Annotated in this window: 24 protein-coding genes, 1 tRNA gene and 1 riboswitch; of the genes, 13 read left to right on the top strand and 12 right to left on the bottom strand. The window is 72.1% G+C overall.

The window, feature by feature from the left end:
• The first annotated feature begins 30 nt into the window (after positions 1-30).
• Positions 31-540 carry a GNAT family N-acetyltransferase gene (locus ACZ4QV_RS01405; protein ID WP_361146800.1) on the top strand — a complete coding sequence of 170 codons (510 nt, stop codon included), beginning with the start codon at positions 31-33 and terminating at the stop codon, positions 538-540.
• A gap of 43 nt (positions 541-583) precedes the next feature.
• Here the strand turns inward: ACZ4QV_RS01405 and ACZ4QV_RS01400 are convergent, their stop codons facing one another.
• Together ACZ4QV_RS01400 and ACZ4QV_RS01395 are read right to left on the bottom strand one after the other, a co-directional pair.
• A complete protein-coding gene (locus tag ACZ4QV_RS01400; RefSeq protein WP_361146803.1) occupies positions 584-1,945 on the bottom strand; it encodes a TolB-like translocation protein in 1,362 nt (453 codons plus the stop codon).
• Between the two features lie 123 nt (positions 1,946-2,068).
• Entirely contained in the window at positions 2,069-3,418 is a 1,350-nt protein-coding gene (locus ACZ4QV_RS01395; RefSeq protein WP_467762467.1) for a TolB family protein, read from the bottom strand.
• 342 nt (positions 3,419-3,760) lie between these two features.
• A riboswitch (cobalamin riboswitch) is annotated at positions 3,761-3,924 on the top strand.
• Between the two features lie 157 nt (positions 3,925-4,081).
• Between ACZ4QV_RS01395 and ACZ4QV_RS01390 the strand changes: the two genes are divergently transcribed.
• From ACZ4QV_RS01390 to ACZ4QV_RS01380, 3 genes are all read left to right on the top strand, one after another.
• Positions 4,082-6,520 carry a ribonucleoside-diphosphate reductase subunit alpha gene (locus ACZ4QV_RS01390; protein ID WP_361146808.1) on the top strand — a complete coding sequence of 813 codons (2,439 nt, stop codon included), beginning with the start codon at positions 4,082-4,084 and terminating at the stop codon, positions 6,518-6,520.
• 2 nt (positions 6,521-6,522) lie between these two features.
• A complete protein-coding gene (locus tag ACZ4QV_RS01385; protein WP_361146811.1) occupies positions 6,523-7,590 on the top strand; it encodes a ribonucleotide-diphosphate reductase subunit beta in 1,068 nt (355 codons plus the stop codon).
• 167 nt (positions 7,591-7,757) lie between these two features.
• Positions 7,758-9,650, top strand: a complete 1,893-nt coding sequence (locus tag ACZ4QV_RS01380) for a transglycosylase domain-containing protein (RefSeq protein ID WP_361146814.1) — start codon at positions 7,758-7,760, stop codon at positions 9,648-9,650.
• Between the two features lie 23 nt (positions 9,651-9,673).
• Here the strand turns inward: ACZ4QV_RS01380 and def are convergent, their stop codons facing one another.
• From def to ACZ4QV_RS01360, 4 genes are all read right to left on the bottom strand, one after another.
• The gene (gene def / locus ACZ4QV_RS01375) at positions 9,674-10,315 is read right to left on the bottom strand and encodes a peptide deformylase (RefSeq protein ID WP_361146816.1); all 642 of its coding nucleotides are present in this window, start codon (positions 10,313-10,315) and stop codon (positions 9,674-9,676) included.
• A gap of 234 nt (positions 10,316-10,549) precedes the next feature.
• Positions 10,550-11,536 (bottom strand): tetratricopeptide repeat protein, encoded by a 987-nt coding sequence (locus ACZ4QV_RS01370; RefSeq protein WP_359307506.1) that lies wholly within the window; start codon positions 11,534-11,536, stop codon positions 10,550-10,552.
• Between the two features lie 691 nt (positions 11,537-12,227).
• On the bottom strand, positions 12,228-12,635 hold the full coding sequence (gene rsrA / locus ACZ4QV_RS01365; RefSeq protein WP_467762466.1) for a mycothiol system anti-sigma-R factor: 408 nt from the start codon (positions 12,633-12,635) through the stop codon (positions 12,228-12,230).
• Positions 12,632-13,330, bottom strand: a complete 699-nt coding sequence (locus ACZ4QV_RS01360) for a sigma-70 family RNA polymerase sigma factor (protein ID WP_361147378.1) — start codon at positions 13,328-13,330, stop codon at positions 12,632-12,634. Before ACZ4QV_RS01360 ends, rsrA begins: the two co-directional genes overlap by 4 nt.
• A 345-nt stretch (positions 13,331-13,675) precedes the next feature.
• On the opposite strand from ACZ4QV_RS01360, the gene ACZ4QV_RS01355 reads away from it, so the two are divergent.
• The gene (locus tag ACZ4QV_RS01355; RefSeq protein ID WP_361146821.1) at positions 13,676-14,272 is read left to right on the top strand and encodes a helix-turn-helix domain-containing protein; all 597 of its coding nucleotides are present in this window, start codon (positions 13,676-13,678) and stop codon (positions 14,270-14,272) included.
• 66 nt (positions 14,273-14,338) lie between these two features.
• Here the strand turns inward: ACZ4QV_RS01355 and ACZ4QV_RS01350 are convergent, their stop codons facing one another.
• Entirely contained in the window at positions 14,339-14,965 is a 627-nt protein-coding gene (locus ACZ4QV_RS01350; protein ID WP_361586368.1) for an alpha/beta hydrolase family protein, read from the bottom strand.
• 148 nt (positions 14,966-15,113) lie between these two features.
• The gene (locus ACZ4QV_RS01345) at positions 15,114-15,932 is read right to left on the bottom strand and encodes an SOS response-associated peptidase (RefSeq protein ID WP_361146826.1); all 819 of its coding nucleotides are present in this window, start codon (positions 15,930-15,932) and stop codon (positions 15,114-15,116) included.
• A 35-nt stretch (positions 15,933-15,967) separates the two neighbouring features.
• Here ACZ4QV_RS01345 and ACZ4QV_RS01340 point away from each other — a divergent pair, with 35 nt between their 5' ends.
• The 4 genes from ACZ4QV_RS01340 (at position 15,968) to ACZ4QV_RS01325 (ending at position 19,744) form a co-directional block, all read left to right on the top strand.
• Positions 15,968-16,681 carry a M50 family metallopeptidase gene (locus ACZ4QV_RS01340; protein WP_361146829.1) on the top strand — a complete coding sequence of 238 codons (714 nt, stop codon included), beginning with the start codon at positions 15,968-15,970 and terminating at the stop codon, positions 16,679-16,681.
• Positions 16,682-16,941: 260 nt separating this feature from the next.
• Complete coding sequence (gene aroA, locus ACZ4QV_RS01335) at positions 16,942-18,309, top strand: 3-phosphoshikimate 1-carboxyvinyltransferase (RefSeq protein WP_361146832.1); 1,368 nt, start codon at positions 16,942-16,944, stop codon at positions 18,307-18,309.
• A 13-nt stretch (positions 18,310-18,322) separates the two neighbouring features.
• Positions 18,323-19,330, top strand: coding sequence for a ribosome small subunit-dependent GTPase A (gene rsgA / locus ACZ4QV_RS01330; RefSeq protein WP_361146834.1), 1,008 nt, complete (start codon positions 18,323-18,325; stop codon positions 19,328-19,330).
• 90 nt (positions 19,331-19,420) lie between these two features.
• The gene (locus ACZ4QV_RS01325) at positions 19,421-19,744 is read left to right on the top strand and encodes a DMT family transporter (RefSeq protein WP_030022114.1); all 324 of its coding nucleotides are present in this window, start codon (positions 19,421-19,423) and stop codon (positions 19,742-19,744) included.
• A 33-nt stretch (positions 19,745-19,777) separates the two neighbouring features.
• Here the strand turns inward: ACZ4QV_RS01325 and ACZ4QV_RS01320 are convergent, their stop codons facing one another.
• Positions 19,778-20,428, bottom strand: coding sequence for a TetR/AcrR family transcriptional regulator (locus tag ACZ4QV_RS01320; RefSeq protein ID WP_361146837.1), 651 nt, complete (start codon positions 20,426-20,428; stop codon positions 19,778-19,780).
• 141 nt (positions 20,429-20,569) lie between these two features.
• Here ACZ4QV_RS01320 and hisN point away from each other — a divergent pair, with 141 nt between their 5' ends.
• Positions 20,570-21,373, top strand: coding sequence for a histidinol-phosphatase (hisN, locus tag ACZ4QV_RS01315; protein ID WP_125054351.1), 804 nt, complete (start codon positions 20,570-20,572; stop codon positions 21,371-21,373).
• A 190-nt stretch (positions 21,374-21,563) separates the two neighbouring features.
• On the top strand, positions 21,564-21,977 hold the full coding sequence (locus ACZ4QV_RS01310) for a CBS domain-containing protein (RefSeq protein ID WP_361147381.1): 414 nt from the start codon (positions 21,564-21,566) through the stop codon (positions 21,975-21,977).
• A gap of 253 nt (positions 21,978-22,230) precedes the next feature.
• Here ACZ4QV_RS01310 and ACZ4QV_RS01305 read toward each other — a convergent pair whose 3' ends face one another.
• The gene (locus ACZ4QV_RS01305; protein WP_361639032.1) at positions 22,231-23,712 is read right to left on the bottom strand and encodes a catalase; all 1,482 of its coding nucleotides are present in this window, start codon (positions 23,710-23,712) and stop codon (positions 22,231-22,233) included.
• 138 nt (positions 23,713-23,850) lie between these two features.
• Between ACZ4QV_RS01305 and ACZ4QV_RS01300 the strand changes: the two genes are divergently transcribed.
• Positions 23,851-24,270 (top strand): Fur family transcriptional regulator, encoded by a 420-nt coding sequence (locus ACZ4QV_RS01300; RefSeq protein ID WP_361146843.1) that lies wholly within the window; start codon positions 23,851-23,853, stop codon positions 24,268-24,270.
• Between the two features lie 169 nt (positions 24,271-24,439).
• On the top strand, positions 24,440-24,634 hold the full coding sequence (locus ACZ4QV_RS01295) for a hypothetical protein (RefSeq protein ID WP_361146846.1): 195 nt from the start codon (positions 24,440-24,442) through the stop codon (positions 24,632-24,634).
• A gap of 63 nt (positions 24,635-24,697) precedes the next feature.
• On the opposite strand, the gene ACZ4QV_RS01290 is transcribed toward ACZ4QV_RS01295, so the two are convergent.
• Positions 24,698-24,771: transfer RNA gene (locus ACZ4QV_RS01290), tRNA-Met, on the bottom strand.
• Between the two features lie 122 nt (positions 24,772-24,893).
• Entirely contained in the window at positions 24,894-26,747 is a 1,854-nt protein-coding gene (locus tag ACZ4QV_RS01285; RefSeq protein WP_467762465.1) for a tetratricopeptide repeat protein, read from the bottom strand.
• Between the last annotated feature and the right edge of the window lie 52 nt (positions 26,748-26,799).

Here is a 26,799-nt window from a genome sequence, read left to right as displayed (position 1 = left end):
GTTGTCACACCCCCGGTGCACACTTGCCTCATGGACATCACGATCAGGGCCGCACGGCCGGCGGAGTTCGACGCGATCGGTGAACTCCTCGTGGCGGCCTATGCGGCGGACGGGCTGCTGGCGTTCGGGGCCGACGACCCGTATGCGGGCAAGCTGCGCGATGTCGCGCACCGGGCCGGACACGCCGAGGTGCTGACGGCGGTCGACGCCGACGGCGCGGTGCTGGGGGCGGTGACCTTCGCCGCTCCCGGCAGCCCGTACGCCGAGATAGCCGGTCCCGACGAGGGCGAGTTCCGGATGCTGGCCGTCGCCCCCGCCGGCCGCGGGCGCGGCACCGGCGAAGCGCTGGTGCGCGCCTGTATGGACCGCGCCCGCTCCCTCGGCCTGTCCCGCATGGTGCTCTCCGCCATGCCGCAGATCAAGAACGCCCACCGTATGTACGAGCGCATCGGGTTCACCCGCATACCCGAGCGGGACTGGGAGCCGGTGCCGGGCATCGAGCTGTGGGCGTTCACCTGTGAACTGGGCGAGGCGTCCTAGAAGCGACGGCCGGGGCGGGGGCCGCCGGGGCCGGGCTGGGAGGTTACGGCCCCACCCGCCGCACGAACACGTCGGAGACCCCGTTCGTGTCGCCCGGGACCAGGTTGGCCGCGTCGGAGTCGAAGGCGACGAGGCGGCCCCTGGCGTCGGTGGAGGCGTTGGAGGACCAGGCCAGGGCCTGGGTGCCGTCGGCGGCGACGCTGGCCCGTTCGACGGTGCCGGTGCGCATGTCGCGGACGAAGACGTCCTGCGCGTCGTTGGTGTCCCCCGGCACCAGGTCCGGGGAGGAGGACTGGAAGTACAGGCGGCGGTTGTCGGCGGACAGCACGCCCAGGCCGGAGGACCCGGACAGCGGCTGCTTGCCGTCGTGGGTGAGGCTCATCTGCTCCGTCGTGCCTTTGACGAGGTCGCGGACGAACAGGTCCGGGCGGCCCGTCGGATGGCCGGGCACCACCTCACCGTACTGGCTGGAGAAGACCGCGTGGCGGCCGTCGGGGCTGAGCGAGGCGTTCCAGGCGCCCACCGTCTCGCCGGCCGAGCTGAGGCTCGCCACGCTCGTGCGGCCGGTGTCCAGGTCGTGCAGGAAGAACGGGTAGCTGTGCGGTCGGCGCGGGTCGGCCTCCGGGCGAGCGGCCCGGGTGGACTTCGGGGGGAGATTGGCCGCCTTGGAGATGAAGCCGACCTTGCGGCCGTCGTAGCTGATCACCGGGTTGGCGGAGGGGCCGGTGGCCTGCTCGCCGCCGGTGACGGAGACGCTGACCCGCGTCACGCTGCCGGTCCTGCGGTCGCGTACGAAGATGTCCTGGGCGCCGTTGGTGTCGCCGGGCACCAGGTCCTCGCGGCTGGAGGCGAACGCCACGTACCGGCCGTTGGCGCTGATCACCGGCGCCTGGGCACCCTGCTTGCCCTGCGGGGGCCGCCCGTCGAGGGTGACGCTCTCGGTCCGTCCGGTCCTGCGGTCGTGGACGAAGATGTCGGTGTCGGCGTTGGTGTCGCCCGGCACGAGGTCGGCCGCGTCGGAGGCGAAGGCGACGTATCGCCCGTCGGCGCTGAGGGAGGGGGTGGACGACCAGGAGCCGGCCTGGGTGCCGTCGCTCGCCACGTTGACGCGCTGGACGGTGCCCGTCCGCAGGTCCTTCACGAACACGTCCGACTGCCCGTTGGTGTCACCGGGCACCAGGTCGCTCGCGTCGGAGTCGAAGGCGACGTACCGGCCGTCGGCACTGATCGCCGAGCCGGACGAGCCGCCGTTGGCCTGCGCCCCCTCGGCGGTGACGCTGGCCCGCTCGGTGTCGGACGGCGGCGCGGTACGGGCGCCGGCCGTGGTCGCGGGCAGCAGCGCGGCGAGCGCGCACACGCCCGTCACGGCGGCGAGTCTCCGGGCGGTGGTGCGGGTGGTCCTCATGTTCGGTTCCCCTCCTGGTCGGTGCGCCGGTGTCCGGGTGGTGCCGATGCGCCGCTGCGCCGTACGCCCGTTCCGGCCGGGCGCCCCGGCGTCGGTGCGTCGGTCGGTACATGCGTCAGTGCGTCAGTGCTCCAGCCGCCGGACGAACACGTCGCCCGTCCCGTTCGTGTCCCCGGGCACCAGCCCCTCGTCGCGCGAGTCGAAGGCCGCCAGCCGTCCGGTGGCGTCGGGTGCCGCGGTGTTCGTCCAGGACGCCGACTGGCCGCCGTCCGCACCGACGTTGATCCGCTCGACGTGCCCGGTGCGCAGGTCGCGGACGAAGCCGTCCACCTGGCCGTTGGTGTCGCCGGGCACCAGGTTGGTGGCCGCGGAGGTGAAGAAGATCCGCCGGTTGTCGGCGCTGAGCCGCCCGGCGGAGGACCAGCCATTGCCCTGGGCGCCGTCGTACGCGCGGGACAGCAGCCGGGTGGTGCCGCGCTCCAGGTCGCGGGCGAAGAGGTCGTACGTGCCGTTGGTGTCGTCCGGCACCACGTCCGCGGCCAGGGCGGAGAAGACCGCGTACCGGCCGTCGGGGCTGAGCCGGGGGGACGGCGACACGCCGACCACGGCGCCCGTGGTGCTCAGGCTCGCCGCACGGGTGCGCCCGGTGGCGATGTCGTGGACGTACAGGGGGTCCTGCGGCGGCGGGCGGCGGAAGCCGGGGCCGGCGGGGGTGAGGTTGGTCGCCTTCGAGGTGAACGCGATCCGGCGGCCGTCGGCGCTGTTCGACGGGAAGGCGGACGGGGCGTTCGCCTGGGTGCCGTCGCTCGCCACGCTGACCCGTCGCGTCGTTCCCTTCTGCACATCGTGGACGAAGATGTCCAGGCGCTCGTTGGTGTCGCCGGGCACCAGGTCCGGGCGGTAGGAGCCGAAGGCGAGGCGGTGGCCGTCGCCGCTGAGGGCGAAGTTCTGCACCCCGTATCCGTACGGGGACCTCCCGGCGCCCGCGGTGGGACTCACGGTGCGCCCGGTGCGGCGGTCGTGGACGAAGACGTCGCCCTCGCCGTTGGTGTCGCCGGGGACCAGGTTCGCCGCGCCGGAGCAGAAGGCCACATACCGTCCGTCGGCGCTGATCCCGGGCGATCCGGAGAGGGCGTCACCGGGCGTGCCGTCACCGGCGACGCTGACCAGGTCGACCTTTCCCGTCCGTAAATCCTTGACGTAGACGTTTTGCTGGCCGTTGGTGTCCGTGGGCCCCAGATCGGTGGCTTCCGAGGTGAATGCCACGAACCGCCCGTTCGCGCTGAGCTCCGGATCGCCCGAAAAACCGTTTCCCTGCGTCCCGTCCATGGCAACACCGACCCGCTCGGTGGCCGGAGCCGCCCGCCCCGCGGCGGCTGCCGGTGACGCCGTCAGCACCCCTGCCACGACGCACGCCCCCGCCATCAGCCCCACGACGCGCACGGCGCCGCGCGCCGCACCGGTTCCTCGCATGTTCCCCCTCGCACAAGGCCCCCACCCGCCCCGCCGACCGACGGAGCAGACAAGGAGCCAATACGCTCCAGGAGCCCCGGTCAACGCGTCAGGGGCATTCCGCGCCACCAATACGCCCCCTGCATCAGCCCCCGTCCAGGCCGCGGCGGACGGCCCGCCGAACGGCCCGCCGAACGGCCCGGCGAACGGCCGGGCGGATGGCCCGGCGAACGGCCCCGACCCCCGGGAACAGCCCCGGAGCCACCGCGTGGCACCCTCTCGGAGGCCCCGGAAAACCCCGGGAAACCGCCCCGGAACGGCCGTCGAATACCACGGCTCCGGACATCCCCGCGCCAACGCGACACAAGATATGGGGGTGGGTGCACGAGGCAGCACAAGATGTATGCTCGTGCTCGCTGTCGTCGCAGGGGAATCCGGTGCGAATCCGGAACTGTCCCGCAACGGTGTACGAAGTGCGTCAATCCGCACCCGTGAGTCCGAAGACCTGCCCACAGTACGCCCGCGCCAGGACCGGCGCGGACGTCGATACGTCCGGGTCTCGCGGGTTGGACCGGTGGACGCTGCGCGGTGTGCCCGCGCGCCCCTTGCCGTACCGGGGGTGCCGCACGCCCGTACGCGCCCCGTGCCCTCCCCAGGCCCCCGCCGAGTGAGGGAGAGCAGCACGTGACCATCGCGCCAACGGAGCCCGCAGCAGCCGAGCAGGTCGTGCAGCCCGCGAAGGACACGCAGCCCCGGCAGGGCCACGGCGGCCAGGCCACGGACGGCCCCGGCGCCGCCCTGCTGCACACGCTGACCGACCTCACCGTCGACCTGCCCGCCACCGACCCGGGCAAGATCGCCGCCGCCGCGCTGCGCGGCCGCCACCCCGGTTCCGACGAGGCCGAGCTGCGCTCGCTGGCCATGGAGGCCGCGGCCGGCCTGATCGGCGACGAGCCGCAGTACTCCAAGCTGGCCGCCCGCCTGCTGACCCGCGCCATCGCGGAGGAGGCGGCCGCGGAGGGGGCGGTCGCCTTCTCCGCCTCCGTCGCCGTCGGCCACCGCGAGGGCCTGATCGCCGACAGCACGGCGGAGTTCGTACGGACCCACGCGGACCGCCTGGACGAGCTGGTGGAGCGCGCGCTGACGGACGGCGCCGACGACCGGTTCGGCTACTTCGGCCTGCGTACCCTGCACTCCCGCTACCTGCTGCGCCACCCGATCTCCCGCCAGGTGATCGAGACCCCGCAGCACTTCCTGCTGCGGGTGGCCTGCGGCCTGGCCGAGGACCACAGCGAGCGGGCACTCGCCGACGTCGCCGAGCTGTACCGGCTGACCAGCACGCTGTCGTACCTGCCCTCCTCGCCCACCCTGTTCAACTCCGGTACCCGGCACCCGCAGATGTCCTCCTGCTACCTGCTGGACTCCCCGCTGGACGAGCTGGACTCGATCTACGACCGCTACCACCAGGTGGCCCGGCTGTCGAAGCACGCCGGCGGCATCGGCCTGTCGTACTCCCGGGTCCGCGCCCGCGGCTCGCTGATCCGCGGCACCAACGGCCACTCCAACGGCATCGTGCCGTTCCTGCGCACCCTGGACGCCTCGGTCGCGGCCGTGAACCAGGGCGGCCGGCGCAAGGGCGCCGCCTGCGTCTACCTGGAGACCTGGCACGCGGACCTGGAGGAGTTCCTGGAGCTGCGCGACAACACGGGCGAGGAGGCCCGGCGCACCCACAACCTGAACATCGCGCACTGGATCCCCGACGAGTTCATGCGCCGCGTCGAGGCGGACGCCGACTGGTCGCTGTTCTCCCCCAGCGACGCGCCCGAGCTGGTGGATCTGTACGGCGACGAGTTCGACGCCGCGTACCGCAAGGCGGAGGCCGAGGGCCGCGCCGTCAAGCAGGTCCCGGCCCGGGTCCTGTACTCGCGGATGATGCGCACCCTCGCGCAGACCGGCAACGGCTGGATGACCTTCAAGGACGCCGCCAACCGCACCGCGAACCAGACCGCCGAGCCCGGCAAGGTCGTGCACTCCTCGAACCTGTGCACCGAGATCCTGGAGGTCACCGACGACGGCGAGACCGCCGTCTGCAACCTCGGCTCGGTCAACCTCGCCGCCCACCTGGGTGACAACGGCGAGATGGACTGGGAGCGGCTGGACGCCACGGTCCGCACCGCGGTGACCTTCCTCGACCGCGTGGTGGACATCAACTTCTACCCGACCGAGCAGGCCGGCACCTCCAACTCCCGCTGGCGCCCGGTGGGCCTGGGCCTGATGGGCCTCCAGGACGTCTTCTTCCGGCTGCGGCTGGGCTTCGACTCGCCCGAGGCGCGCGAGCTGTCCACCCGTATCTCCGAGCGGATCATGCTCGCGGCGTACGAGGCGTCCGCCGGCCTCGCCGAGCGGCACGGCCCGCACCCGGCCTGGTCCGCGACGCGTACGGCCCGGGGCGTGCTGCACCCGGACCACTACCCGAACGCCGAGCCGCGCTGGGCGGACCGGTGGGCGGCGCTGCGCGCCCGTATCGCGAAGACCGGTATGCGCAACTCGCTGCTGCTGGCCATCGCGCCGACCGCCACCATCGCCTCCATCGCGGGCGTGTACGAGTGCATCGAGCCGCAGGTCTCGAACCTGTTCAAGCGCGAGACGCTGTCGGGCGAGTTCCTCCAGGTCAACGCGTACCTGATCGAAGAGCTGAAGGCGCTGGGCCTGTGGGACGCCCGCACCCGTGACGCACTGCGCGAGGCCAACGGCTCGGTGCAGGAGCTGGACTGGATTCCCGCCGAGACCCGCGCGCTGTACCGCACGGCATGGGAGATCCCGCAGCGCGCGCTGATCGACATGGCGGCGGACCGTACGCCCTACCTCGACCAGAGCCAGTCGCTGAACCTGTTCATGGCGTCCCCGACCATCGGCAAGCTCAGCTCGATGTACGCGTACGCCTGGAAGCGCGGCATCAAGACCACCTACTACCTCCGCTCGCGGCCGGCGACCCGTATCGCCCAGTCCGCGCGCGGTACGGGCGGGGGCGCGCAGACCGCTCCCGTCCCCGCCCAGGCGGCCGACCCCGAGGCCGTCGCCTGCTCCCTGGAAAACCCCGAGTCCTGCGAGGCATGCCAGTAATCATGACGACCGCACCCGAAAAGAACGAGACGACGTCCGCTGCCGCCTCGCACACCGCCACCACCGGCAGCAAGAACCTGCTCGACCCGGGCTTCGAGCTGACCCTGCGCCCGATGCGCTACCCGGACTTCTACGACCGCTACCGGGACGCGATCAAGAACACCTGGACCGTGGAGGAGGTCGACCTCCACTCCGACGTGGCCGACCTCGCCAAGCTGTCGCCCGGCGAGCAGCACATGATCGGCCGGCTCGTCGCGTTCTTCGCGACCGGTGACTCGATCGTGGCGAACAACCTGGTCCTGACGCTCTACAAGCACATCAACTCCCCCGAGGCGCGGCTCTACCTGAGCCGGCAGCTCTTCGAGGAGGCCGTGCACGTCCAGTTCTATCTGACGCTGCTGGACACCTACCTGCCCGATCCGGAGGACCGCGCGGCCGCGTTCGCCGCCGTGGAGAACATCCCCTCCATCCGCGAGAAGGCCGAGTTCTGCTTCAAGTGGATGGACTCGGTCGAGTCCATCGACCGGCTGGAGTCGAAGGCCGACCGCCGCCGCTTCCTGCTGAACCTGATCTGCTTCGCGGCCTGCATCGAGGGCCTCTTCTTCTACGGCGCCTTCGCGTACGTGTACTGGTTCCGCTCGCGCGGTCTGCTGCACGGCCTGGCGACCGGCACCAACTGGGTCTTCCGCGACGAGACCATGCACATGGAGTTCGCGTTCTCGGTCGTGGACACGGTGCGCGAGGAGGAGCCCGACCTCTTCGACGACGAGCTGGAGGGCCAGGTCACCGACATGCTCAAGGAGGCCGTCGAGGCCGAGCTCCAGTTCGGCCGTGACCTGTGCGGCGAGGGGCTGCCGGGCATGAACACCGAGTCGATGCGCGAGTACCTCCAGTGCGTCGCCGACCAGCGTCTGCAGCGCCTCGGCTTCGCGCCGGTGTACGGCTCGGAGAACCCGTTCTCCTTCATGGAGCTGCAGAACGTCCAGGAGCTGACCAACTTCTTCGAGCGGCGCGCCTCGGCCTACCAGGTCGCCGTCGAGGGTTCGGTCTCCTTCGACGACGAGTTCTGATCCGGTTCTGACCCGGCGGGTCGAGCAACCGGGCGGTGCCGGTCCACGACGGCGGACCGGCACCGCCCGTATTCTTTATGTCCGACGAATCCGGATCGGATTTGATGAGTCGATGACAACGTGCGGGCGACGGCAACCCTGCCCCGGCCCGCCAGCTCTCCCCTTGCATGAAGGGCAGCGAGCAACCGAGGAAACGGTTCATCGACTATCCCCGCCAGGGCCGCGGCGGCCGGCGCCGCTGGCTGCCGTCCTGGAGACAGCAGCTCGGCGCCGCCGCCGTCGGCGCGGCCGGTCTCGCCGGGCTCTTCCTCATCGTCTACGCACAGGTCGACATCCCGGACGAGAACGCCGCCTCGCGCCAGGAAGCCACCGTCTACTACTGGGCGGACGGCAGCCAGATGGTCAGCGAGGGCGCCGTCAACCGGCAGAACGTCACCCTCGCCCAGGTGCCCGACCCTGTCGAACACGCCGTCATCGCCGCCGAGAACGCGAGTTTCTACTCCGATTCCGGCGTCTCGCTCTCCGGTATCGCCCGCGCCGCGGTGAACATGGCCAAGGGCCAGGATGCCCAGGGCGGTTCCACCATCACCCAGCAGTTCGTGAAGAACACGTACCTCTCGCAGGACCAGACCCTCAAGCGCAAGGTGAAGGAATTCTTCATCGCGCTGAAGCTGGACCACCGCAAGTCCAAGTCGGAGATCCTGCAGGGCTACCTCAACACCAGCTATTTCGGGCGGAATTCGTTCGGCATCCAGGCCGCCGCGAACGCCTACTACGGCATTCCCGCCAAGAGCCTCGACCCCAGCCAGGGCGCGGCGCTGGCCGCGCTGCTCAAGGGCGCCGAGCAGTACGATCCGGCGCTGAGCGACGCCAACCACGAGCGGGCGGTGGAACGTTGGAAGTGGATTCTGGACCGCGAAGTGGAGACCGGTCTGATGAGCCGGGAGGAGCGCGCCCGCTACACGACGTTCCCGGAGCCGCGCGAACCGGTCACACCGACCAGTCAGAAAGGCCAGACCGGTTATCTCGTCGACGCCGCGAAGAAATACCTCAGGAGCCGTACGGACCTGACCGACCGCGATCTGGCCCGCGGCGGCTACCGCGTCCACACCACCTTCGAGAAGGACAAGGTGGCGCGGCTGGCGAAAGCCGTGGAGGACGAACGGCGCCGCGGCATCGACCCGAAGAAGCGTGCCGCCGACGCGTACGTGGAATGCGGTGCCGCCTCCGTACGGCCCCGGGACGGCGCGGTCGTCGCGCTCTACGGCGGCCCGGACGCGACGAAGCACTTCGCGAACAACGCCGACACCGCGGGCGTGCCGGCGGGCTCGGCCTTCAAGCCGTTCGTGCTGGCCACCGCCCTGCGCGAGGGCAGCGCCGAGGCCGCGGAGGCGGTTCCCGGCGCCGGCGGCCCGTCGTCGGCCGTCGCCCTGCCGTCCGCGCTGTACGAGGGTCTGGTGACCTCCGCCCACCCTCCGTTCGTCAGCGCGGGCAAGCGCCTCGGGCTGGAGAAGATCCGGGATCTGGCCCTCGAAGCGGGCCTGCACAAGACCAGCCTGGCCCGGCTGGAGCCCACGTTCCCGCTGGGCACATCCACGCCCAGCGCCATCCGGCTGGCCGGCGCGTACGCGCTGTTCAGCAACGACGGCAACCGGGCCGAGCCGTACTCGGTGACCAAGGTCGTGCACGACGGCAAGCCGCTGCCGGGCCTGGAGCCGCCGGAGCCGCGCCGCGTGCTGGCCCCGGAGGCGGCGCGCGGCGTCACCTTCGCGCTGCGGTCCTTCGCCTGGAAGTCGCTGCCCCAGGAGACCGTCGCCAAGCTGCCGCAAGGCGTCGCCGCGGGCGGCACCGGCCCCGACGACCGCATGCGCTCGGCATGGTTCATCGGCAACGACGGCGGGTCCCGCGGCGGGCTGACCACCGCCGTCACCGTCTTCCGTGCCAAGCCGGGCGCGCCGCGGCTGCTGCCCATGGAGGGCGTGGGCGGCGACGCCCGGCTGTTCGGCAACGGGATACCGCCCCGGATCTGGGGCGCGTTCGCCACCGGCACGGCGAAGTGAGCGGGGCCGGGCCGGGCCGCGGCTCAGTCGTTGGCGACGACGGGGTAGCGCGGCTCGCGCTCGGCCATCTGCTTCAGCGCGTCCTTCCGGTCGCGCTTGGAGAGCCGGTCGATGTACAGGTAGCCGTACAGGTGGTCGGTCTCGTGCTGGAGGCAGCGCGCGAAGTAACCGGTGCCCTGGACCACGATCGGGTTGCCCTCGGTGTCCTGGCCGCGGACGACGGCGTAGTCCGGACGGGCCAGCTCCGCGTACGCGCCGGGCACCGACAGGCAGCCCTCGTTCGAGTCGTCCAGCACCCGCCGCTCGACCGGCAGGTCGTCCAGGACCGGGTTGCAGACCACGCCGACGTGCCGTACGCCCTCGTCGTCCAGGCAGTCGTAGACGAAGACCTTCAGGTCCACGCCGATCTGGTTGGCGGCCAGGCCCACGCCCTCGGCCGTGCGCTGGCTGGCGAACATGTCGTCGACGAGCTGGGCCAGCTTGTCGTCGAACTCGGTGACGTCCTTGCACTCCTTGTGCAGCACCGGGTTGCCGACAACGGTGATCGGGCGGGACGTGCCGCGCCCGCGGTGCGCCTCCTCCCGCTCCGCCGCGTCGGTGACGTCGTCGACGAAGCCCTCCGCCGCCCGCTCCTCGTTGTGGTCAAAAACAGGCTGTTGCGCCATCTCCGCCGTACGCCTTCCTAGAAACCTGGAAACCCGAAATATTCGCCCTCCAGCCTACGCGGGGCGTCCTGCGGGCTCTCGGAGACCGCGTCCGGTTCCGGCCGGGAGGCGCGCCGGGAGCGCGTGGAAAGCCGGGCGCCGGGCGCGCACGAGATGCCGGGCGCCGGGCGCGTGCTGGACGCCGGGCGCCGGTACGGGCGGTGCCCCGCCCCCGGTCCGCGCGGCCTCAGGTTGTCAGCAGACCTCTTCGAGGTCCCGCCACTCACGCGTGTCCGGGCTGTCCGCGACCCAGCCGTCCAGCAGGCCGCGCACCAGCCCGGCGGGGGCCGCGATGCCGCACTCGCGCTCCGGCACCCACAGTGAGCCGGAGCCCGCCGTACGGTGGCCCAGCGGCCCCGGGTGGCCCGGTTCGCTGTGGTCGTGCGGGTCCAGGTGCTCGCCCTCGCCCTCGTCGCTGGGCATCCGGCTCTCCGAGCACGTACGGCACAGCAGGCGTACGGACGACGACCAGTCCTCGGCGGCGAAGCCCGCGTCGGCGGCCAGCCGCTCCAGGGCGTCCCGGTCGGCCTCCGTGGCGGCCTCCAGGAGCACCACCCAGGTGGGGACCGGGGAGGGCGCCCACAGCTCGATCTCGTCGAACACCGGGAAGGACGGGCCGGCCGCGGTCGTCCGCTCGCCGTTCGGCACGCCGTCGTGCAGCACCACCTCGCCCCAGCGCCGCCCGGAGGACGGCAGCGGGATGGAGAGCACCTCGATCCGGGCCGGGTCCAGCCGGCGGCCCCAGACCACCTCGGCCTCGCCCTCGGGCGAGAGGCGCACCGCGGCGCTGCCCAGCTCCATGCCGACCGGCTCGGCGGACGGCGCCCCCTCGCCGGGGACCTTCAGGCCGTAGGCCTGCCAGGCCCGCCGGGCCAGCGGCCAGTCCTGCAGGGCGGTGGCGGCGATACCCACGTTCCACCAGTCGGGGGCGCCGGCCTCGCGGTCCAGCAGGGCGACCGCGCGCAGTCCGGCGGCGCGCGCCTGCTCCCAGTCGTGCCGGAACTTGTGCAGCAGCGCGAGGTTGAACCAGGACTCCGACAGCCACGGCTCCATGTCGGCCGCCCGCGTCAGCAGCGCGCCCGCGTCCTCGTAACGGCCGTCACCGATCAGCGTGAAAGCGCGGTCGGTCGCCTGCCGCCACGAGGCGGAGGGCCGGTGCCGTACCTTGCCGAAGATCTTCACGATTCCCGCCTGCTGGTTGCTTCCTGAATGCCGCCCCGGACGGAGGCCGGGGCCGTTCGAGGGCCTACTCGACAACCTGCCACAGATTGCCGCCGGGCTCAGCCCGGTTGCCGCGCCGCCCGCGGCCCGCCGCCGTCCCCCTCACCGGCTCCTTGCCTTTCGCCGACCCCCTGAATCCCCGTTCGTGGGGGTTCCTTCGCATCCAACCATGCCCATCTCCGGGGCCGCTCATTACCCATCGGTTCCATGACCTTGCGCGGGCCTTTGCGGGGATCTGTACGTGGATCTGTAGCTGGAGCAGAGAGATCCGCAGATGCACCTGTAGGCGGATCGGTAAGCAGGTCTGCAAGCAGGTCTGTAAGTGGATCTGCCGACAGATCCGTACAAGCTCGTACATGGATCCGTCCCGGAACGGAGCGGCACGGAGCTGTGCGGTGCGGAGCCGTGCGGGAGTCCGGGAGCGGGGCCCTCCCGGCCCGGGCGGCTCTGCCGGGGAGGCCGCCGAGGCGTGCGCCAGGGCATACGGGACGGCGGTCTGCCGTACGGGAACGACGGTCCGGTACAGGGAAGTTGATCCCCGGGCGCAGCCGGTGGGCGGCGGAGCCGCGACGGCCCGGCGGTGACCGGGCGGATCAGTGGATCGGGCGGGACGAAGCGTCCCGCCCCTCACCCCTTGGGGTGATACGCCGCGCTATTCGGCCCGCGCGGTCTCACCACGCGCGTCGAGCGTGGTGTCCGGACCGGGCCCGGACGCCTGCTCGGGGGCCTTGGCGGCCGCGGCGGCGCGGGCCGCCGCCTGCTCCTGCTTGGCCTGTTCGAGCACGCTCTGCTCGGGCACGGCCTCGCCCGCGCGGATCAGGTCGATCCGGCCCATCACCTTCGACCGCAGGTCGACCGGGACGTCGTCGTGGCCGCAGCAACGCTTGACGAGCTTCTTGACGGCCTGCTCCAGCCCGTACTTCTCCAGGCAGGGCGAGCATTCGTCGAAGTGCTCCTGGAACTTCTCGCACTCACCGACCGGCATCTCCCGGTCGAGGTACTCGTACAGGTGGTCGAGGACCTCTGAGCAGTCCTTCTCGTGCGGCTCTCCGCAGCTCATGATCCCGAGCCTTTCCGATCGTGCGACTGCGACGACTGCGCGGACGCAGCGCCTGCCCCGGCGGGGACCAGCCCACGCTCACGGGCGTAATCCTCCAGCATGCCGCGCAGTTGGCGCCGGCCGCGGTGCAGACGGGACATCACCGTGCCGATGGGTGTACCCATGATGTCGGCGATCTCCTTGTACGCAAAGCCCTCGACGTCCGCGAGATAGACCGCGATACGGAACTCCTCCGGGATGGCCTGGAGCGCGGCCTTCACGTCGGAGTCGGGCAGGTGGTCCAGCGCCTGGGACTCCGCGGACCGCAGCCCCGTGGACATGTGCGACTCGGCGCGCGCAAGCTGCCAGTCCTCGATCTCCTCGGCGGCACTGCGCTGAGGTTCGCGCTGCTTCTTGCGGTAGGAGTTGATGAAGGTGTTCGTGAGGATGCGGTACAGCCACGCCTTGAGGTTCGTTCCCTCACGGAACTGGTGGAAGGACGCGTACGCCTTCGCATACGTCTCCTGAACCAGGTCCTCCGCATCGGCCGGGTTGCGCGTCATGCGCAGCGCGGCCGAATACATCTGGTCCAGGAAGGTGAGCGCGTCCCGCTCGAAGCGCGCGTTGCGCTCGGCGTCCGTCTCCCGCTTCCCCTGGCCAGCGTGCTCCTCTGCCGTGCCGTCGGTCCCTGCGTCGGTACCGCTGACCGGACCCACCTCCTCCAACACCGTGACGGATCCGGACGCGGACCCGCTCGATTCGGAGAATAGACGACGATCCGGTATCGCCGCCGCTCCAGCCATGGCGGCCTGGGCGCCCCTCAGCGTTGACCACTGCAGGTCAGCGGCCTGCGGGCGGGCTGGGCAAGCGATTCCCATGCGGCGGACTCCACTTCCTCGAAGATTCCCTCAGCGTTCCTACAACCGGCACAACAGCCGCACCCCGCACGTCATTCCCGCCCTGCGGAGCCGTCCCGTGAGCAGGGTCACGGAGCCCCCGGGGCCGGACCGGACGGACCGGACGACCTTGACAAAACCGCTTGCCGCTTCAGCAATGAAGAGATGGACGACAAGACGTACGAACGGGTGCTGACGAACGTGGGGCCGCGGCTGCGGCGGCTGCGGCAGGACAGAGGGGTCACGCTCACCGCCCTCTCGGAGACGACGGGCATCTCGGTGAGCACCCTCTCCCGCCTCGAATCGGGCGGCCGCAAAGCCACGCTCGAACTGCTGCTGCCGCTCGCCCAGGCGCATCAGGTGCCGCTGGACGAGTTGGTCGGCGCGCCCGAGGTGGGCGATCCGCGGGTGCGCGCGGTGCCGCAGCGCAGGGCGCACATGACGTTCGTGCCGCTGACCCGGCAGCCCGGCGGACTCCAGGCGTACAAGATGATCATCGATCCGGTGGCGGGCGAGCCCGACCTGCGCACCCATGAGGGTTACGAGTGGCTGTACGTGCTCTCCGGGCGGCTGCGGCTGCTGCTCGCGGACCGGGACGTGGTGCTGCGGTCCGGCGAGGCGGCGGAGTTCGACACCCGGCTGCCGCACTGGTTCGGTCCGGCGGGCGGCGAACCGGTGGAGGTGCTCAGCCTCTTCGGGCGGCAGGGGGAGCGGATGCACGTACGTGCCCGGCCGCGCGGCCGGGACAGGGAGGAGCACTGAAGGGGGACCGGCAGGAGCGCGGGGGTCGCGCGCGAGGGGGCGTCGGCCGCCGCCGGTCCCCGCCCGTCAGGCGAACAGTCCGTCCAGCCACTCCCCCGCCGCGTCCGTGATCACGGCCATCGCCGCCGGCTCGTCGAGGTCCGCCTTCTTCGGCACGGCGAAACCGTGGTCCCCGTACGGCACCTCGACGACGCGGGTGCCCTCCGGGAACTCCGCCGGCCGTCCGAAGGGGTCCCGGCCGCCCTGCACCACCAGCGTCGGCAGCCCGGCCCCGGTCAGCTCGTCCGCGCGCGACTTCTCCGGCTTGCCCGGCGGGTGCAGCGGAAAGCTCAACGCCAGTACGCCGTGCGCGCCCAGACCGCGCGCCGTGCGGCACGCCACGCGCGCCCCGGCGCTGCGCCCGCCGGCCACGACCGGCAGGCCGGGCTTCTCCAGGGCGGGCCAGAGTGCGGTCCAGGCGGTGTCCAGCGTCTTGGGGGACGGCGCCAGCTTCTTGCCGGCCACCCGCCACGGCTGCTCGACCAGCGCCACGGTGTAGCCGCGCGCGGGCAGCTCCGCCGCGAGCGCGCGCAGGTCGCGTGCTTCGATGCCGCCGCCGGCGCCGTGGCTGACGGCGAGGACGGCCCGCGCGTCCGCCGCCCGGTGCCAGGTGACGCGCGCCTCACCCACAGGGGTCTCAACTGTTTCGCTCACGGGTTCATCCTGCCGCCCTGCCCACCCGGAGCCGTACGGGGGCGCGCGGCGGACCCGCGGGCGTGCGGCGCTGGGCGCGCGCCCGCCCAGCGGCACGGCAGCCCAGGAACACGACAGCCCGGCTGTCCGGCTGTCCGGCTGTCCGGCCTCAGAACAGCGTGCCCACCTCCGGCGCCGCCAGCTCCTTGACCAGCTCCGGCCCGTTGTTGCGGACGTTGCTCACTTCAGTGGGGACCGGGTACGCGCGCATCAGCCCGGCGGGGGGCGGCGCGAGCAGCGGCAGCAGGTCGGCCACGTCCGTACGGGCCGGGTCGAGCCAGGCGTCCCACTTGTCGGGCGTCATGACCAGCGGCATGCGGGGATGGATGTCGGCGAGCGTCTGCGGGCCCTCGCCGCCGTCCGCGTTCGCCAGCGGGGTGGTCTCGGCCTCGGTGGTGACGACCGTGCAGGTCACCCACCATGCCTGCGGGTGGTCGTCGGGCAGGGTGCGGTCGCGCCAGAACTCGTAGAGCCCGGCCAGCGCCATCACCTGGCCGTCCGCCGGTGTGACGAAGTACGGCTGCTTGCGGGGCCGCTTCTTCTTGCCCTGCTCCTCCAGTTGCCGTTCGGCCGCGGCGGTGACCCACTCGTAGTAGCCGTCGCCGGGCAGCAGGCAGCGGCGGGCCGCGAACGGCCGCCGGAACGAGGGCTTCTCGTGCACCGTTTCCGCCCGCGCGTTGATCATCTTGACCCCGACATCGGGCGATTTCGCCCAGGACGGGACCAGTCCCCAGGTCAGTCTGCGCAACTGGCGAACCGGACGACGGTCTTCCGCGTCTTTAAGGGGACGTTCGAGCACCGCGTGGACGTTCTTCGTCGGGGCGATGTTCCAGTCGGGCGCCAGGGTCTCTTCCGGCTCCCACTTCTCGACCTCGAAGAGCCCCGCCAGATCCTCGGGGCCGCGACTCGCTGCATACCGTCCGCACATGTATGCCACAGTGCCACGCCACACCAAGGGGAGAGATGGACACCGGTCATATCACCGACGTATGGGACAGGGTTTTCGGCATCCAGCCCGACCCGCCGCCCTGGCTCGTCCTCGTCACCGCGGTGCTCGCCCTCGGCGCCATCGTCCCGTACCGCGCCTGGCGGCTGTCCCGTAACGCCATCACCATCGCCCACGAGGGCGGTCACGGGCTCGTCGCCCTGCTCAGCGGCCGCCGGCTGTCCGGCATCCGGCTGCACTCGGACACCTCGGGGCTGACGGTCTCGCGTGGCAGGCCGACCGGCCTCGGCATGATCCTCACCGCGGCCGCCGGGTACGTCACGCCGTCCCTGCTGGGGCTCCTCGGCGCCTGGCTGCTGGCCTCCGGGCACATCACGGCGCTGCTGTGGGGCGCGGTCGCGCTGCTCGCCGCGATGCTGCTGATGATCCGCAACGCGTACGGCGTGCTGACCGTCGTGCTCTCCGGGGCCGCCTTCTTCCTCGTCTCCTGGCTGACCACTCCCGACGTGCAGGCGGCGTTCGCGTACGCGGTGGTGTGGTTCCTGCTGCTGGGCGGCGTGCGGCCGCCCTTCGAGCTCCAGGGCAAGCGGCGCCGCGGCCGGGCCGGGGACTCCGACCCCGACCAGTTGGCCCGGCTCACCCGGGTACCGGCGGCCGTCTGGCTGGGGCTCTTCCACCTCGTGACGCTGTGCTCGCTGGCCGGCGGCGGCCGGTGGCTGCTGAATCTCTGAGCCGGTACGAGCCGCGCGCGCCCGAGCCCGCCCCGGGCGCGCGCCGAGCGCCGGTGCCCGCCTTCCGGGCGCGGGCCGCGCCCTCGCGCCCGTACGGTACGGGCGGGGCGCCGGTGCCCTCGGGATGCGCCCCGGAGCGCGTCCCCGGGAGCGCGGCGCCGGACAGTGACCCGGCCTGCACTATCAGTGCCGTGTTTCCTGCAGGTTGCGCCACTTTTGATCAAGATCTGCACTCCGGTCCAGCCATTAAAGTGAGGGACATGACCGAGAGCCCCGTGCATCCCGCCCTCTGGCCCGCCCCCGTCGCTGCCGGAGCGGTCGACGCCACCGTCACCGTGCCCGGCTCCAAATCGGTCACCAACCGTGGCCTCGTCCTTGCCGCCCTGTCCTCCGAACCCGGCTGGCTGCGCCGGCCGCTGCGCTCCCGGGACACCCTGCTGATGGCCGAGGCGCTGCGCACGATGGGCGTCGGCATCGAGGAGACCGCCCCCTCCAGCGCCGCCTCGACGGCCGGCGCGGACGGCGGCGGCGGCGAGGCGTGGCGGGTGATCCCGGCCGGCCTGCACGGCCCGGCCACCGTCGACGTCGGCAACGCCGGCACGGTCATGCGCTTCCTGCCCCCGGTCGCGGCCCTGGCCGACGGCGCCATCCGCTTCGACGGCGACCCGCGCTCCTACGAGCGCCCGCTCGACGGCGTGATCAACGCGCTGCGCTCGCTCGGTGCCCGGATCGACGACGACGGCCGCGGCGCGCTGCCCATGACGGTGTTCGGCGGCGGTGCCCTGGAGGGCGGCGCCGTGGAGATCGACGCCTCCTCCTCGTCCCAGTTCGTCAGCGCGCTGCTGCTGTCGGCCCCGCGCTTCAACCAGGGCGTCGAGGTACGGCACGTCGGCTCGGCGCTGCCCTCGATGCCGCACATCCGGATGACCGTCGACATGCTGCGCAGCGTCGGCGCCCAGGTGGACACCCCCGAGTCCGGCGGCGAGGCGAACGTCTGGCGGGTCACCCCCGGCGCCCTGCTGGGCCGGGACCTGATCGTCGAGCCGGACCTGTCCAACGCCCAGCCGTTCCTGGCGGCGGCGCTGGTCACCGGCGGCCGGGTCACCATTCCCGACTGGCCCGAGCGCACCACCCAGCCCGGTGACGCGCTGCGGGAGATCTTCACCGCCATGGGCGGTTCCTGCGAGCTGACCGAGCGCGGTCTGACCTTCTCCGGCACCGGCCGCGTCCAGGGCATCGACGTGGACCTGAGCGAGGTCGGCGAGCTGACCCCCGGCATCGCCGCGGTGGCCGCCCTCGCCGACTCCCCCTCCACCCTGCGCGGCGTCGCCCACCTGCGCCTGCACGAGACCGACCGGCTGGCGGCGCTCACCAAGGAGATCAACGAGCTGGGCGGCGACGTCACGGAGACCGAGGACGGCCTGCACATCCGGCCGCGTCCGCTGCACGGCGGCATCTTCCACACGTACGAGGACCACCGGCTGGCCACCGCCGCGGCGGTCATCGGGCTGGCCGTCCCGGGCGTGCAGGTCGAGAACGTGGCGACGACCGCCAAGACACTCCCCGACTTCCCCGCCCTGTGGACCGGCATGCTCGGCGAGGCCACGGCCCCCGCGCGGAGAGGCTGAGGCTCTTTCGACCATGCGTCGCTACGGCAAGAACCCCGACGAGGACGACATCCGCGTCCGCCCCAACCGCAAGGGCAACCGCCCCCGTACGAACATCCGGCCCAAGCACGAGGACGCCAGCGAGGGCCTGGTCCTGACCGTCGACCGGGGCCGGCTCACCTGCCTCATCGAGGACCGCACGGTCACCGCGATGAAGGCACGCGAACTGGGCCGCAAGTCCGCCGTCGTCGGCGACCGGGTCGCGGTCGTCGGCGACCTGACCGGCGCGAAGGACACCCTGGCGCGGATCGTCCGGGTCGAGCCGCGCAGCTCCACCCTGCGGCGCACGGCGGACGACGACGACCCGTTCGAGCGGGTGGTCGTGGCCAACGCCGACCAGCTCGCGATCGTCACCGCGCTCGCCGACCCGGAGCCGCGGCCGCGGCTGATCGACCGCTGTCTGGTCGCCGCGTACGACGCGGGCCTGGACCCGCTGCTGGTCCTGACCAAGTCCGACCTGGCCTCCCCCGACGCCCTCCTGGAGTCGTACGGCACGATCGGCGTCCCGTACCTCGTCACCAACCGGGACGAACTCACCGACGGCACCGCCGCGGACCGGGTGCGCGAACGGCTGCGCGGGCACATGACCGCGTTCGTCGGGCACTCCGGCGTCGGCAAGACCACGCTCGTCAACGCGCTGGTGCCGGACCGCACACGGGCCACCGGCCACGTCAACGCGGTCACCGGCCGCGGCCGGCACACCACGACCTCCGCCCTCGCGCTGCCGCTGCCCGACGACTCGGGCTGGGTCATCGACACCCCCGGCGTCCGCTCCTTCGGCCTGCACCACGTGGACCCGGCCCGGGTCATTCTCGCCTTCCCCGACCTGGTCCCCGGCACCGCCGACTGCCCGCGCGCGTGCAGCCACGACGAGCCGGACTGCGCCCTGGACCAGTGGGTGGCCGACGGCCACGCGGACCCGGCGCGGCTGTACTCGCTACGCCGTCTGCTGGCCACCCGGGAGCGACGCGAGGGGGACTGATCGCTCAAGTTTGCCTCCCCGCCGCCGAGGTAAATGCATAATCACACCAAGGCTGGCGAAGCGGTCACGGACCGTACGGAGGCAATGGACATGGCGTGGCTGCTCGTCGTGGTGGCAGGGCTCCTGGAGACGGGATTCGCGGTCTGCCTCAAGCTCTCCCACGGCTTCACCCGGCTCTGGCCCACCATCGCCTTCGCCTGCTTCGCCCTCGGCAGCTTCGGCCTGCTCACCCTCTCGCTGAAGAAGCTGGACGTGGGCCCGGCCTACGCGGTGTGGACCGGCATCGGCGCCGCCGGCACCGCGATCTACGGCATGGTCTTCCTCGGCGACCTGGTCTCCACCCTCAAGCTGGTCTCCATCGCCTTCGTCATCGTCGGCGTGATCGGGCTTCAGCTCTCGGGGTCGGCACACTAGTCGTGCTTCTCAGGCTCCGGCCGTGATCGGTGGTCAGGTGCGGTGGGCGGCGTGGGCGAAGGCCCTGTGGAGCTGGCGGGTGAGGTCCTCCGGTTCGGCGGGGGCGACGACGTACGACAGGGTGAGGCGGGCCGCGGTGGCGCAGGCGGTGCCCAGCTCGGGGAGGTTCTCCTTGGGCCAGTCGGCCTCCAGCGCCGCCATCGCGCAGTCGCTGAACCGGCTCACCAGGTCGGTCGGCCCCGGCGGGAGCCCGTCCGCGCGCGCCCCCGGCTGGCTGCTCGCGCCGCCGGGGTACGGTCCGCGCCGTCCCGGTATTCCGCCCGCCGGTGCCGGCAGGCGCTCGCTCCAGCAGCCCGTGAGCGCCGCCCGTACGAGCGGGTTGGTCCGTGCGGCCCGTACGGTCCACGCGGCCGCGGCCACCACCCGGGCCTCCACGTCGCCGCCCGCCCCTCCCGGCCCGGCGCCCGGTTGCGCCAGGGCCCGGGTGACCCCGGCGATGTAGCCCTCCGTCTCCCGCCGCACCAAGGCCCTGGCCAGGCCCTCCTTGCTGCCGAACTCGTTGTAGAGGGTCTGCCGGGACACCCCGGCCTCGGCCGCGACATCGACCATCCGGACGCCCGCCCACGGCCTGGCCGCGAGCGCCGCGTAGGCGGCGTCCAGCAGGGACTCACGCGCTGTAGGCATCGTCGCCTCCCAGGCCGCCGGCCCAGATGGCCGGTGTGCCGCACAGAATTGACTCGCCGCCAGGGGCTGTCAAGGGTCCGTACGCGCCGGGCAACCGGCGTCATGTGGCTCACGCCGGAGACCAGTCGATACTGTTCGCACATGCCCGACTATCACGATGACCTCCGCCTCGGCCACGTCCTGGCGGACGCCGCCGACGCCGCGACCATGGAGCGGTTCAAGGCACTCGACCTCAAGGTCGAGACCAAACCGGACATGACTCCGGTGAGCGAGGCCGACAAGGCGGCCGAGGAACTGATCCGTGGTCATCTGCAGCGCGCCCGTCCGCGCGACGCCGTCCTGGGCGAGGAGTTCGGCAGCGAGGGCTCGGGCCCGCGCCGCTGGATCATCGATCCCATCGACGGCACCAAGAACTATGTGCGCGGGGTGCCGGTCTGGGCCACGCTCATCGCCCTGATGGAGCGCGGCGAGGGCGGCGACCGCCCGGTGGTCGGCGTCGTCTCCGCGCCCGCCCTCAACCGCCGCTGGTGGGCCGCGGAGGGCCTCGGCGCGTACACCGGCCGCAGCCTGACCTCCGCCACCCGGCTCCAGGCTTCGCGGGTGAGCCGCCTCCAGGACGCTTCGTTCGGGTACTCCTCCCTCACCGGCTGGGAGGAGCAGGGCCGCCTGCCGGGGTTCCTCGAACTGTCCCGGGACTGCTGGCGCACCCGTGGCTACGGCGACTTCTGGCCGTACATGATGGTCGCCGAGGGCTCGGTCGACATCTGCGCGGAGCCGGAGCTGTCGCTGTGGGACATGGCGGCCTGCGCCGTCGTCGTGCAGGAGGCGGGCGGCCGGTTCACCGGCCTGGACGGTGTGCCGGGGCCGCACAGCGGAAACGCCGCGGCCTCCAACGGCCTGCTGCACGAGGAGCTGCTCAGCTACATCGGCGACGAGCGCCGCTGAGGCCCCGTCCGTCCTGAACTCGTATACGAACCGGCACCCGGGGGCGTGAGAACGGAAACCGTCCGTTCCGCGCCCCTTGTTGCACCCCCAGGCGCATGTGAACATGAGAACACCGAAGCTTGTGAACTTGTGAATCGATTCGCAAGGTGCACTCCACAAGCGACAAGGGAGGTGGCTCCATTCCATGCCCATGTACGTGCGCAACGCCATGAGCACGGTGGTCCTCACCATCGGGCCCGCCCACACCCTGCGCCAGGCAGCCCGTCTGATGGCGGCGCGGCGCATCGGCGCGGCCGTCGTCCTGGACACCGACACCAGCGGGCTCGGCATCCTCACCGAGCGCGACATCCTCAACTCCCTGGGCGCGGGAGAGGACCCGGACCGGGAGACCGCGCAGGCCCACACGACCTCGGACGTGGTCTTCGCCGCTCCGGAGTGGACGCTCGACGAGGCCGCCGCCGCCATGGTGCACGGCGGCTTCCGGCATCTCATCGTGCTCGACGACCTGGAGCCGGTGGGGATCGTGTCGGTCCGCGACATCATCCGGTGCCGGGCCTCGGTCCCGGAGCCGCGCGAGGAGCGGGTCAGCCCCGTACCGGCATGAAGGGCCTCGAACCGGCGTGAGCAGCCTCGTGCCGACATGAGCGGCCTCGCGTCGGCGTGACCGGCCCTTGCGCCGGCGTGACGGCTTGCGCCCGGTGTCACGGCTTGTGCCGGTGTCACGGCTTGTGCCGGTGTCACGGCGCGGGCGTACTTCGGCCGTGCGGCCGGAACGCGGCCGCACACTCCCCGCGCGCACGCGAAGAGGCCGGAGCCCATTGGCGTCCGGCCTCTTCGGTGTTACGGCAAGGGAAGGGTCAGCCGCGCAGGGCCTGGACCGCGGCCTCCAGCCGCTTGCCGTAGTCGGGGTCCGCCTTGCGGAAGTTCTCGATCGCGCGCTGGGCTATGTCGTCGCGCGAGACCTTGGAGATGAAGCCGGCCAGGTTGCCGACCAGACGCTCCTTCTCCTCCTCCGTCATCAGGCGGTACAGGTTGCCGGCCTGCACGAAGTCGTTGTCCTCGGCGTGCGAGGGAGCCTCCGACTCACCGGTCGTGCCGCTCACCGCGATCGGCTGCCACATCGCCCGGCCGGTCTCCACCGGGCCGCCGAAGCTGTTCGGCTCGTAGTTCTTCGCGCCGCCGTGCCGGCCGTCGTAGAGCGCGCCGTCGCGGCCGTGCGAGCGGGCCTCGGTGGCGTGCGGGCGGTTGACCGGCAGGTGGTCGGCGTTGATGCCGACGCGGTAGCGGTGCGCGTCGCCGTACGCGAACAGCCGGCCCTGGAGCATCTTGTCGGGGGACGGGCCGATGCCCGGCACGAAGTGGTGCGGGGAGAAGATCGACTGCTCGACCTCGGCGAAGACGTTCTCCGGGTTGCGGTTGAGCTCCAGCTTGCCGATCTCGATCGGCGGGTAGTCCGCGTGCGGCCAGACCTTGGTCAGGTCGAACGGGTTGAAGCGGTACGTCGCCGCGTCGGCGGTCGGCATGATCTGCACCTGGACGGTCCAGCTCGGGAACTCGCCCCGCTCGATGGCCTCGCGCAGGTCGCGCTGGTGGCTGTCCGGGTCCTCACCGGCGAGCTTGTCGGCCTCCGGCTGGGTCAGGCACTTGATGCCCTGGTCGGTCTTGAAGTGGTACTTGACCCAGAAGACCTCGCCGGCCTCGTTGTTCCACTGGTAGGTGTGCGAGCCGAAGCCGTCCATGTGGCGGTAGGACGCCGGGATGCCGCGGTCACCGAAGAGCCAGGTCACCTGGTGGGTGGACTCGGGCGACAGGCCCCAGAAGTCCCAGACGTTGTCCGCCTCCTGCGAGCCGGTGTACGGGTCGCGCTTCTGGGTGTGGATGAAGTCGGGGAACTTGATGGCGTCCTTGATGAAGAACACCGGCGTGTTGTTGCCGACGAGGTCGTAGTTGCCCTCTTCGGTGTAGAACTTCAGCGCGAAGCCGCGCGGGTCGCGCACCGCGTCGGCGGAGCCGAGGTTGCCGGCGACCGTGGAGAACCGCAGGAACGTCTCGGTCTGCTTGCCGACCTCGGAGAGGAACTTGGCGCGGGTGTACCGCGAGACGTCCGCGGTCAGCGTGAACGTGCCGTAGGCGCCGGCGCCGCGGGCGTGCACCACGCGCTCCGGGATGCGCTCGCGGTTGAAGTGCGCGAGCTTCTCCATCAGGAGCTGGTCCTGGATGAGTCCGGGGCCGCCGATGCCGGCCGTCTCGCTGTTCTGGTTGTCCGCGACCGGTGCCCCGGCCTCCGTGGTCAGCGGTCCGGTGCTGCTCTGTACCGACACGTGCGCCTCCTGAGTCATGAACCTGCCCTTGGCTTGCGCCGAAACCGATCCTACATTGGACAATGTCTAAGTCAAGAAGAACCCGAAACCCGTACCGGATCCGGTGATGGACGAGCCACTGCTACCCTTGCCTTATCTGACTGATAGGTGATTGGCATGAGTGACCTGCTGGAACGACTCCGGGGACGCGGCTGGCGGCTGACCGCGCAGCGACGCGTCGTCGCCGAGGTCCTCGACGGGGACCACGTCCACTACACCGCCGACGAAGTGCACGCGCGGGCGACCGAGCGGCTGCCGGAGATCTCCCGCGCGACCGTGTACAACACGCTCGGTGAGCTGGTCTCGCTCGGCGAGGTGCTGGAGGTCAGCACGGACGGGCGCGCCAAGCGGTACGACCCCAACGCCCACCACGACCACCAGCACCTGGTGTGCTCGCGGTGCGGGACCATAAGGGACGTACACCTGGACAGCGACCCGCTCGCGGCCCTGCCGGTGCCGGAACGCTTCGGCTTCCAGGTCTCCGAGGTGTCGGTGACGTACCGGGGCATCTGCCCGAACTGCCACTCCCACGGCTGACCCGGGCGTCGGCCGTGCCACCGCCGCCGACCCGCCCACGAAAAGAGCCCGCACCGGCCGGCGCGGGCTCTTCGGCATGCCAGCCCCTCCCCCGATGCCTCCGGCACACCCCGGTACGGGCGTTTTCGCCCGGTCTGCCGGGGCACCCAGGGCCCAGGAGGTGGTCACCGTGCCCGAGCCCGGCAGCAAGGACTACGACAAGCGCCGCGCCCGGCTCCGCAAGGACGCCGAGAACAGCGGTAACAACGATCAGCAGGCCGACGAGGAAGCCAACGCGATCCTCCAGAACGAGGAGGGCCGACGCAGCCGAGGCCCGCGCACCGAGCGCGGCCGGGGCCCGAAGGGCGAACGCACCGGCGAATGACGCTCCGGACACCCATACGACGAAGGCCCGGATTCCTGGGAATCCGGGCCTTCGTCTTTTCAGTAGCGGGGACAGGATTTGAACCTGCGACCTCTGGGTTATGAGCCCAGCGAGCTACCGAGCTGCTCCACCCCGCGCCGTTGTGTGTCTACTGTAACCGCACCGCGCCGACCAGCGCAAATCACGTTCCGTCGCCTTGGGGCCAGCGGCGCCCGCGGGGCCGTACGGGGCGGGTCCGCGCCACCCCGTACGACGCGCGTCACGCCGTCAGCTCCTCCTGGAGCGCCTCGCGCAGCCGTGCCGCGCGCTCCGCGACCTCCGGCGGTCCCAGTTCCACGGCCCGCCGGCACCATCGGTGCCCCTCGGCGAGTGCGCCGCGCCGGGCGGCGAGCAGGGCCAGACGCAGGGCGGCGCGCCCGTGTCCGTCCTCGGCGGCGCGGGTCCACCACAGGGCGGCCTCGGGCAGGCTGCCCTCCCGGGCCAGCAGCAGGCCGAGGTTGAAGGCGCCGTTGCGGCTGCCCGCCTCGGCCGCGGCGCGGTACCAGCGCGCGGCCTCGACCACATCGCCCCGCGCCGCCGCGAACATGCCAACCCGAACCTGGGCGCGCCGGTGCCCCTGCCGCGCGGCGTGCTCGTACCACCGGGTGCACTCGTCGTCCTGCCGCCGTTCGACGGCGCCGCCGTCGCGGCGGTCCAGCAGGTCGGCGAGGCGGAACGCGGCCTCGGCGCTGCCGCCCTCCGCCGCACGGCGCAGGCTCCGCTCGGCGTCCTCCGTGTCGCCGTCGCGCAGTTGGACGATGGCGACCTGGAGGGCCGCCTCGGTGTGGCCGGCCGCCGCGGCGCGCTCGTACCACTCGTGCGCCGTCCGCTCCGCGCCGCGCTCCGCGTACAGGATGCCGAGGTTGAAGGCGGCGTCCACGCTGCCCGCCTCGGCGGCCTTGGAGAACCACGGCTCGGCGCCTGCCGAGTCGCCGCGCTGGAGCAGCATGATGGCGAGCGCGTTGGCGGCCTCGCGGTGTCCGGCGTAGGCGGCACGGCGGTACCACTGCTCGCCACGGCCCTCCCGGCCCTGTTCGGCGCAGAGCAGGCCGATGTTGTACGCGCCGTTCACATCGCCCGCGTCCAGTGCGGCGCGGTACCAGCGTTCGGCGGTCTGCGTCTCGCCGCGGTCGGCGTGCAGCGCGCCCAGCGCGTTGGCGGCGTTGCCGTCGCCGTCCTGGGCGGCGCGGCGCCACCACTCGGCGGCACTCTCCTCGTCACCCGCGTCACGCAGCAGGAAGCCGAGGGCGCAGGCGGCCCGCGCCTCACCGCCCTTGGCGGCGGTCAGGTACCAGCGGCCGGCCTCCTGGGTGTCCCCGCGCTCCTCCAGGAGCGTGCCCAGGTGCAGTGCGGCGCGACGGTGCCCGCGTGCGGCGGCCTGGCGGTACCACTGCTCGGCCTCGGCGTCCGGGATGCCGTCGCCGCCCAAGGCGTTGGCGCGGTCGTCCAGCAGGCGGGCGAGACGGTACGCGGCTTCGCGGTGCCCCCGCTCGGCGGCGGCCCGGAACCAGCGCTCTGCGCCCACGTCGCCGCGGTGCTCCAGAAGGTCGGCGAGGGCGTACGCGCCGAGGCAGTGCCCCGACTCGGCGGCCTGGCGCAGCCAGTACTCGGCGGCGGGCTCGTCGCCGCGCTCCCGGTAGAAGCGGCCGAGCGCGTGGGCGGCCGCGGCGGATCCGGCGACGGCGGCGACCCGCCACCAGCCCGCCGCCTCGTCCGCGTACCCGCGCTGGTGCAGCAGGACGCCCAGGTTGTTGGCGGCCGCGCGGTCGCCCGCCGCGGTGGCGGAGCGCAGGTGCGGTTCGGCGCCGTCCAGGTCGCCGCGGCGCAGCAGCATCGCGCCCAGCACGCTCATGGCCGCGGTGTCGCCGGCTTCGGCGGCCCGGCGGTGGTGGGCTTCGGTCACGGCTTCGGACGCCTCTGCGGCGGCGTCGGCCTCGATCACGTCCAGCGGCATGTCGGCATCACGCTGGTCCGGAAGCACGGTGTCCCGTCCGTCCGGTGTCCCGGATTCGCGCCCGTCGTCGGGCGCGTGCACAAACCGGCCTGTCTCCAACAACCTTGCCTTGTCCCCCATGAGGGCCATCGTCGCACCACCCGCAACCCGCGTACACCTGGTATACCGCAGC

It is taken from the genome of Streptomyces sp. NPDC026394 (genome assembly GCF_055567735.1).
Note: the sequence above shows the minus strand (reverse complement) of the source record. Positions and strands in the feature narration are given on the sequence as shown.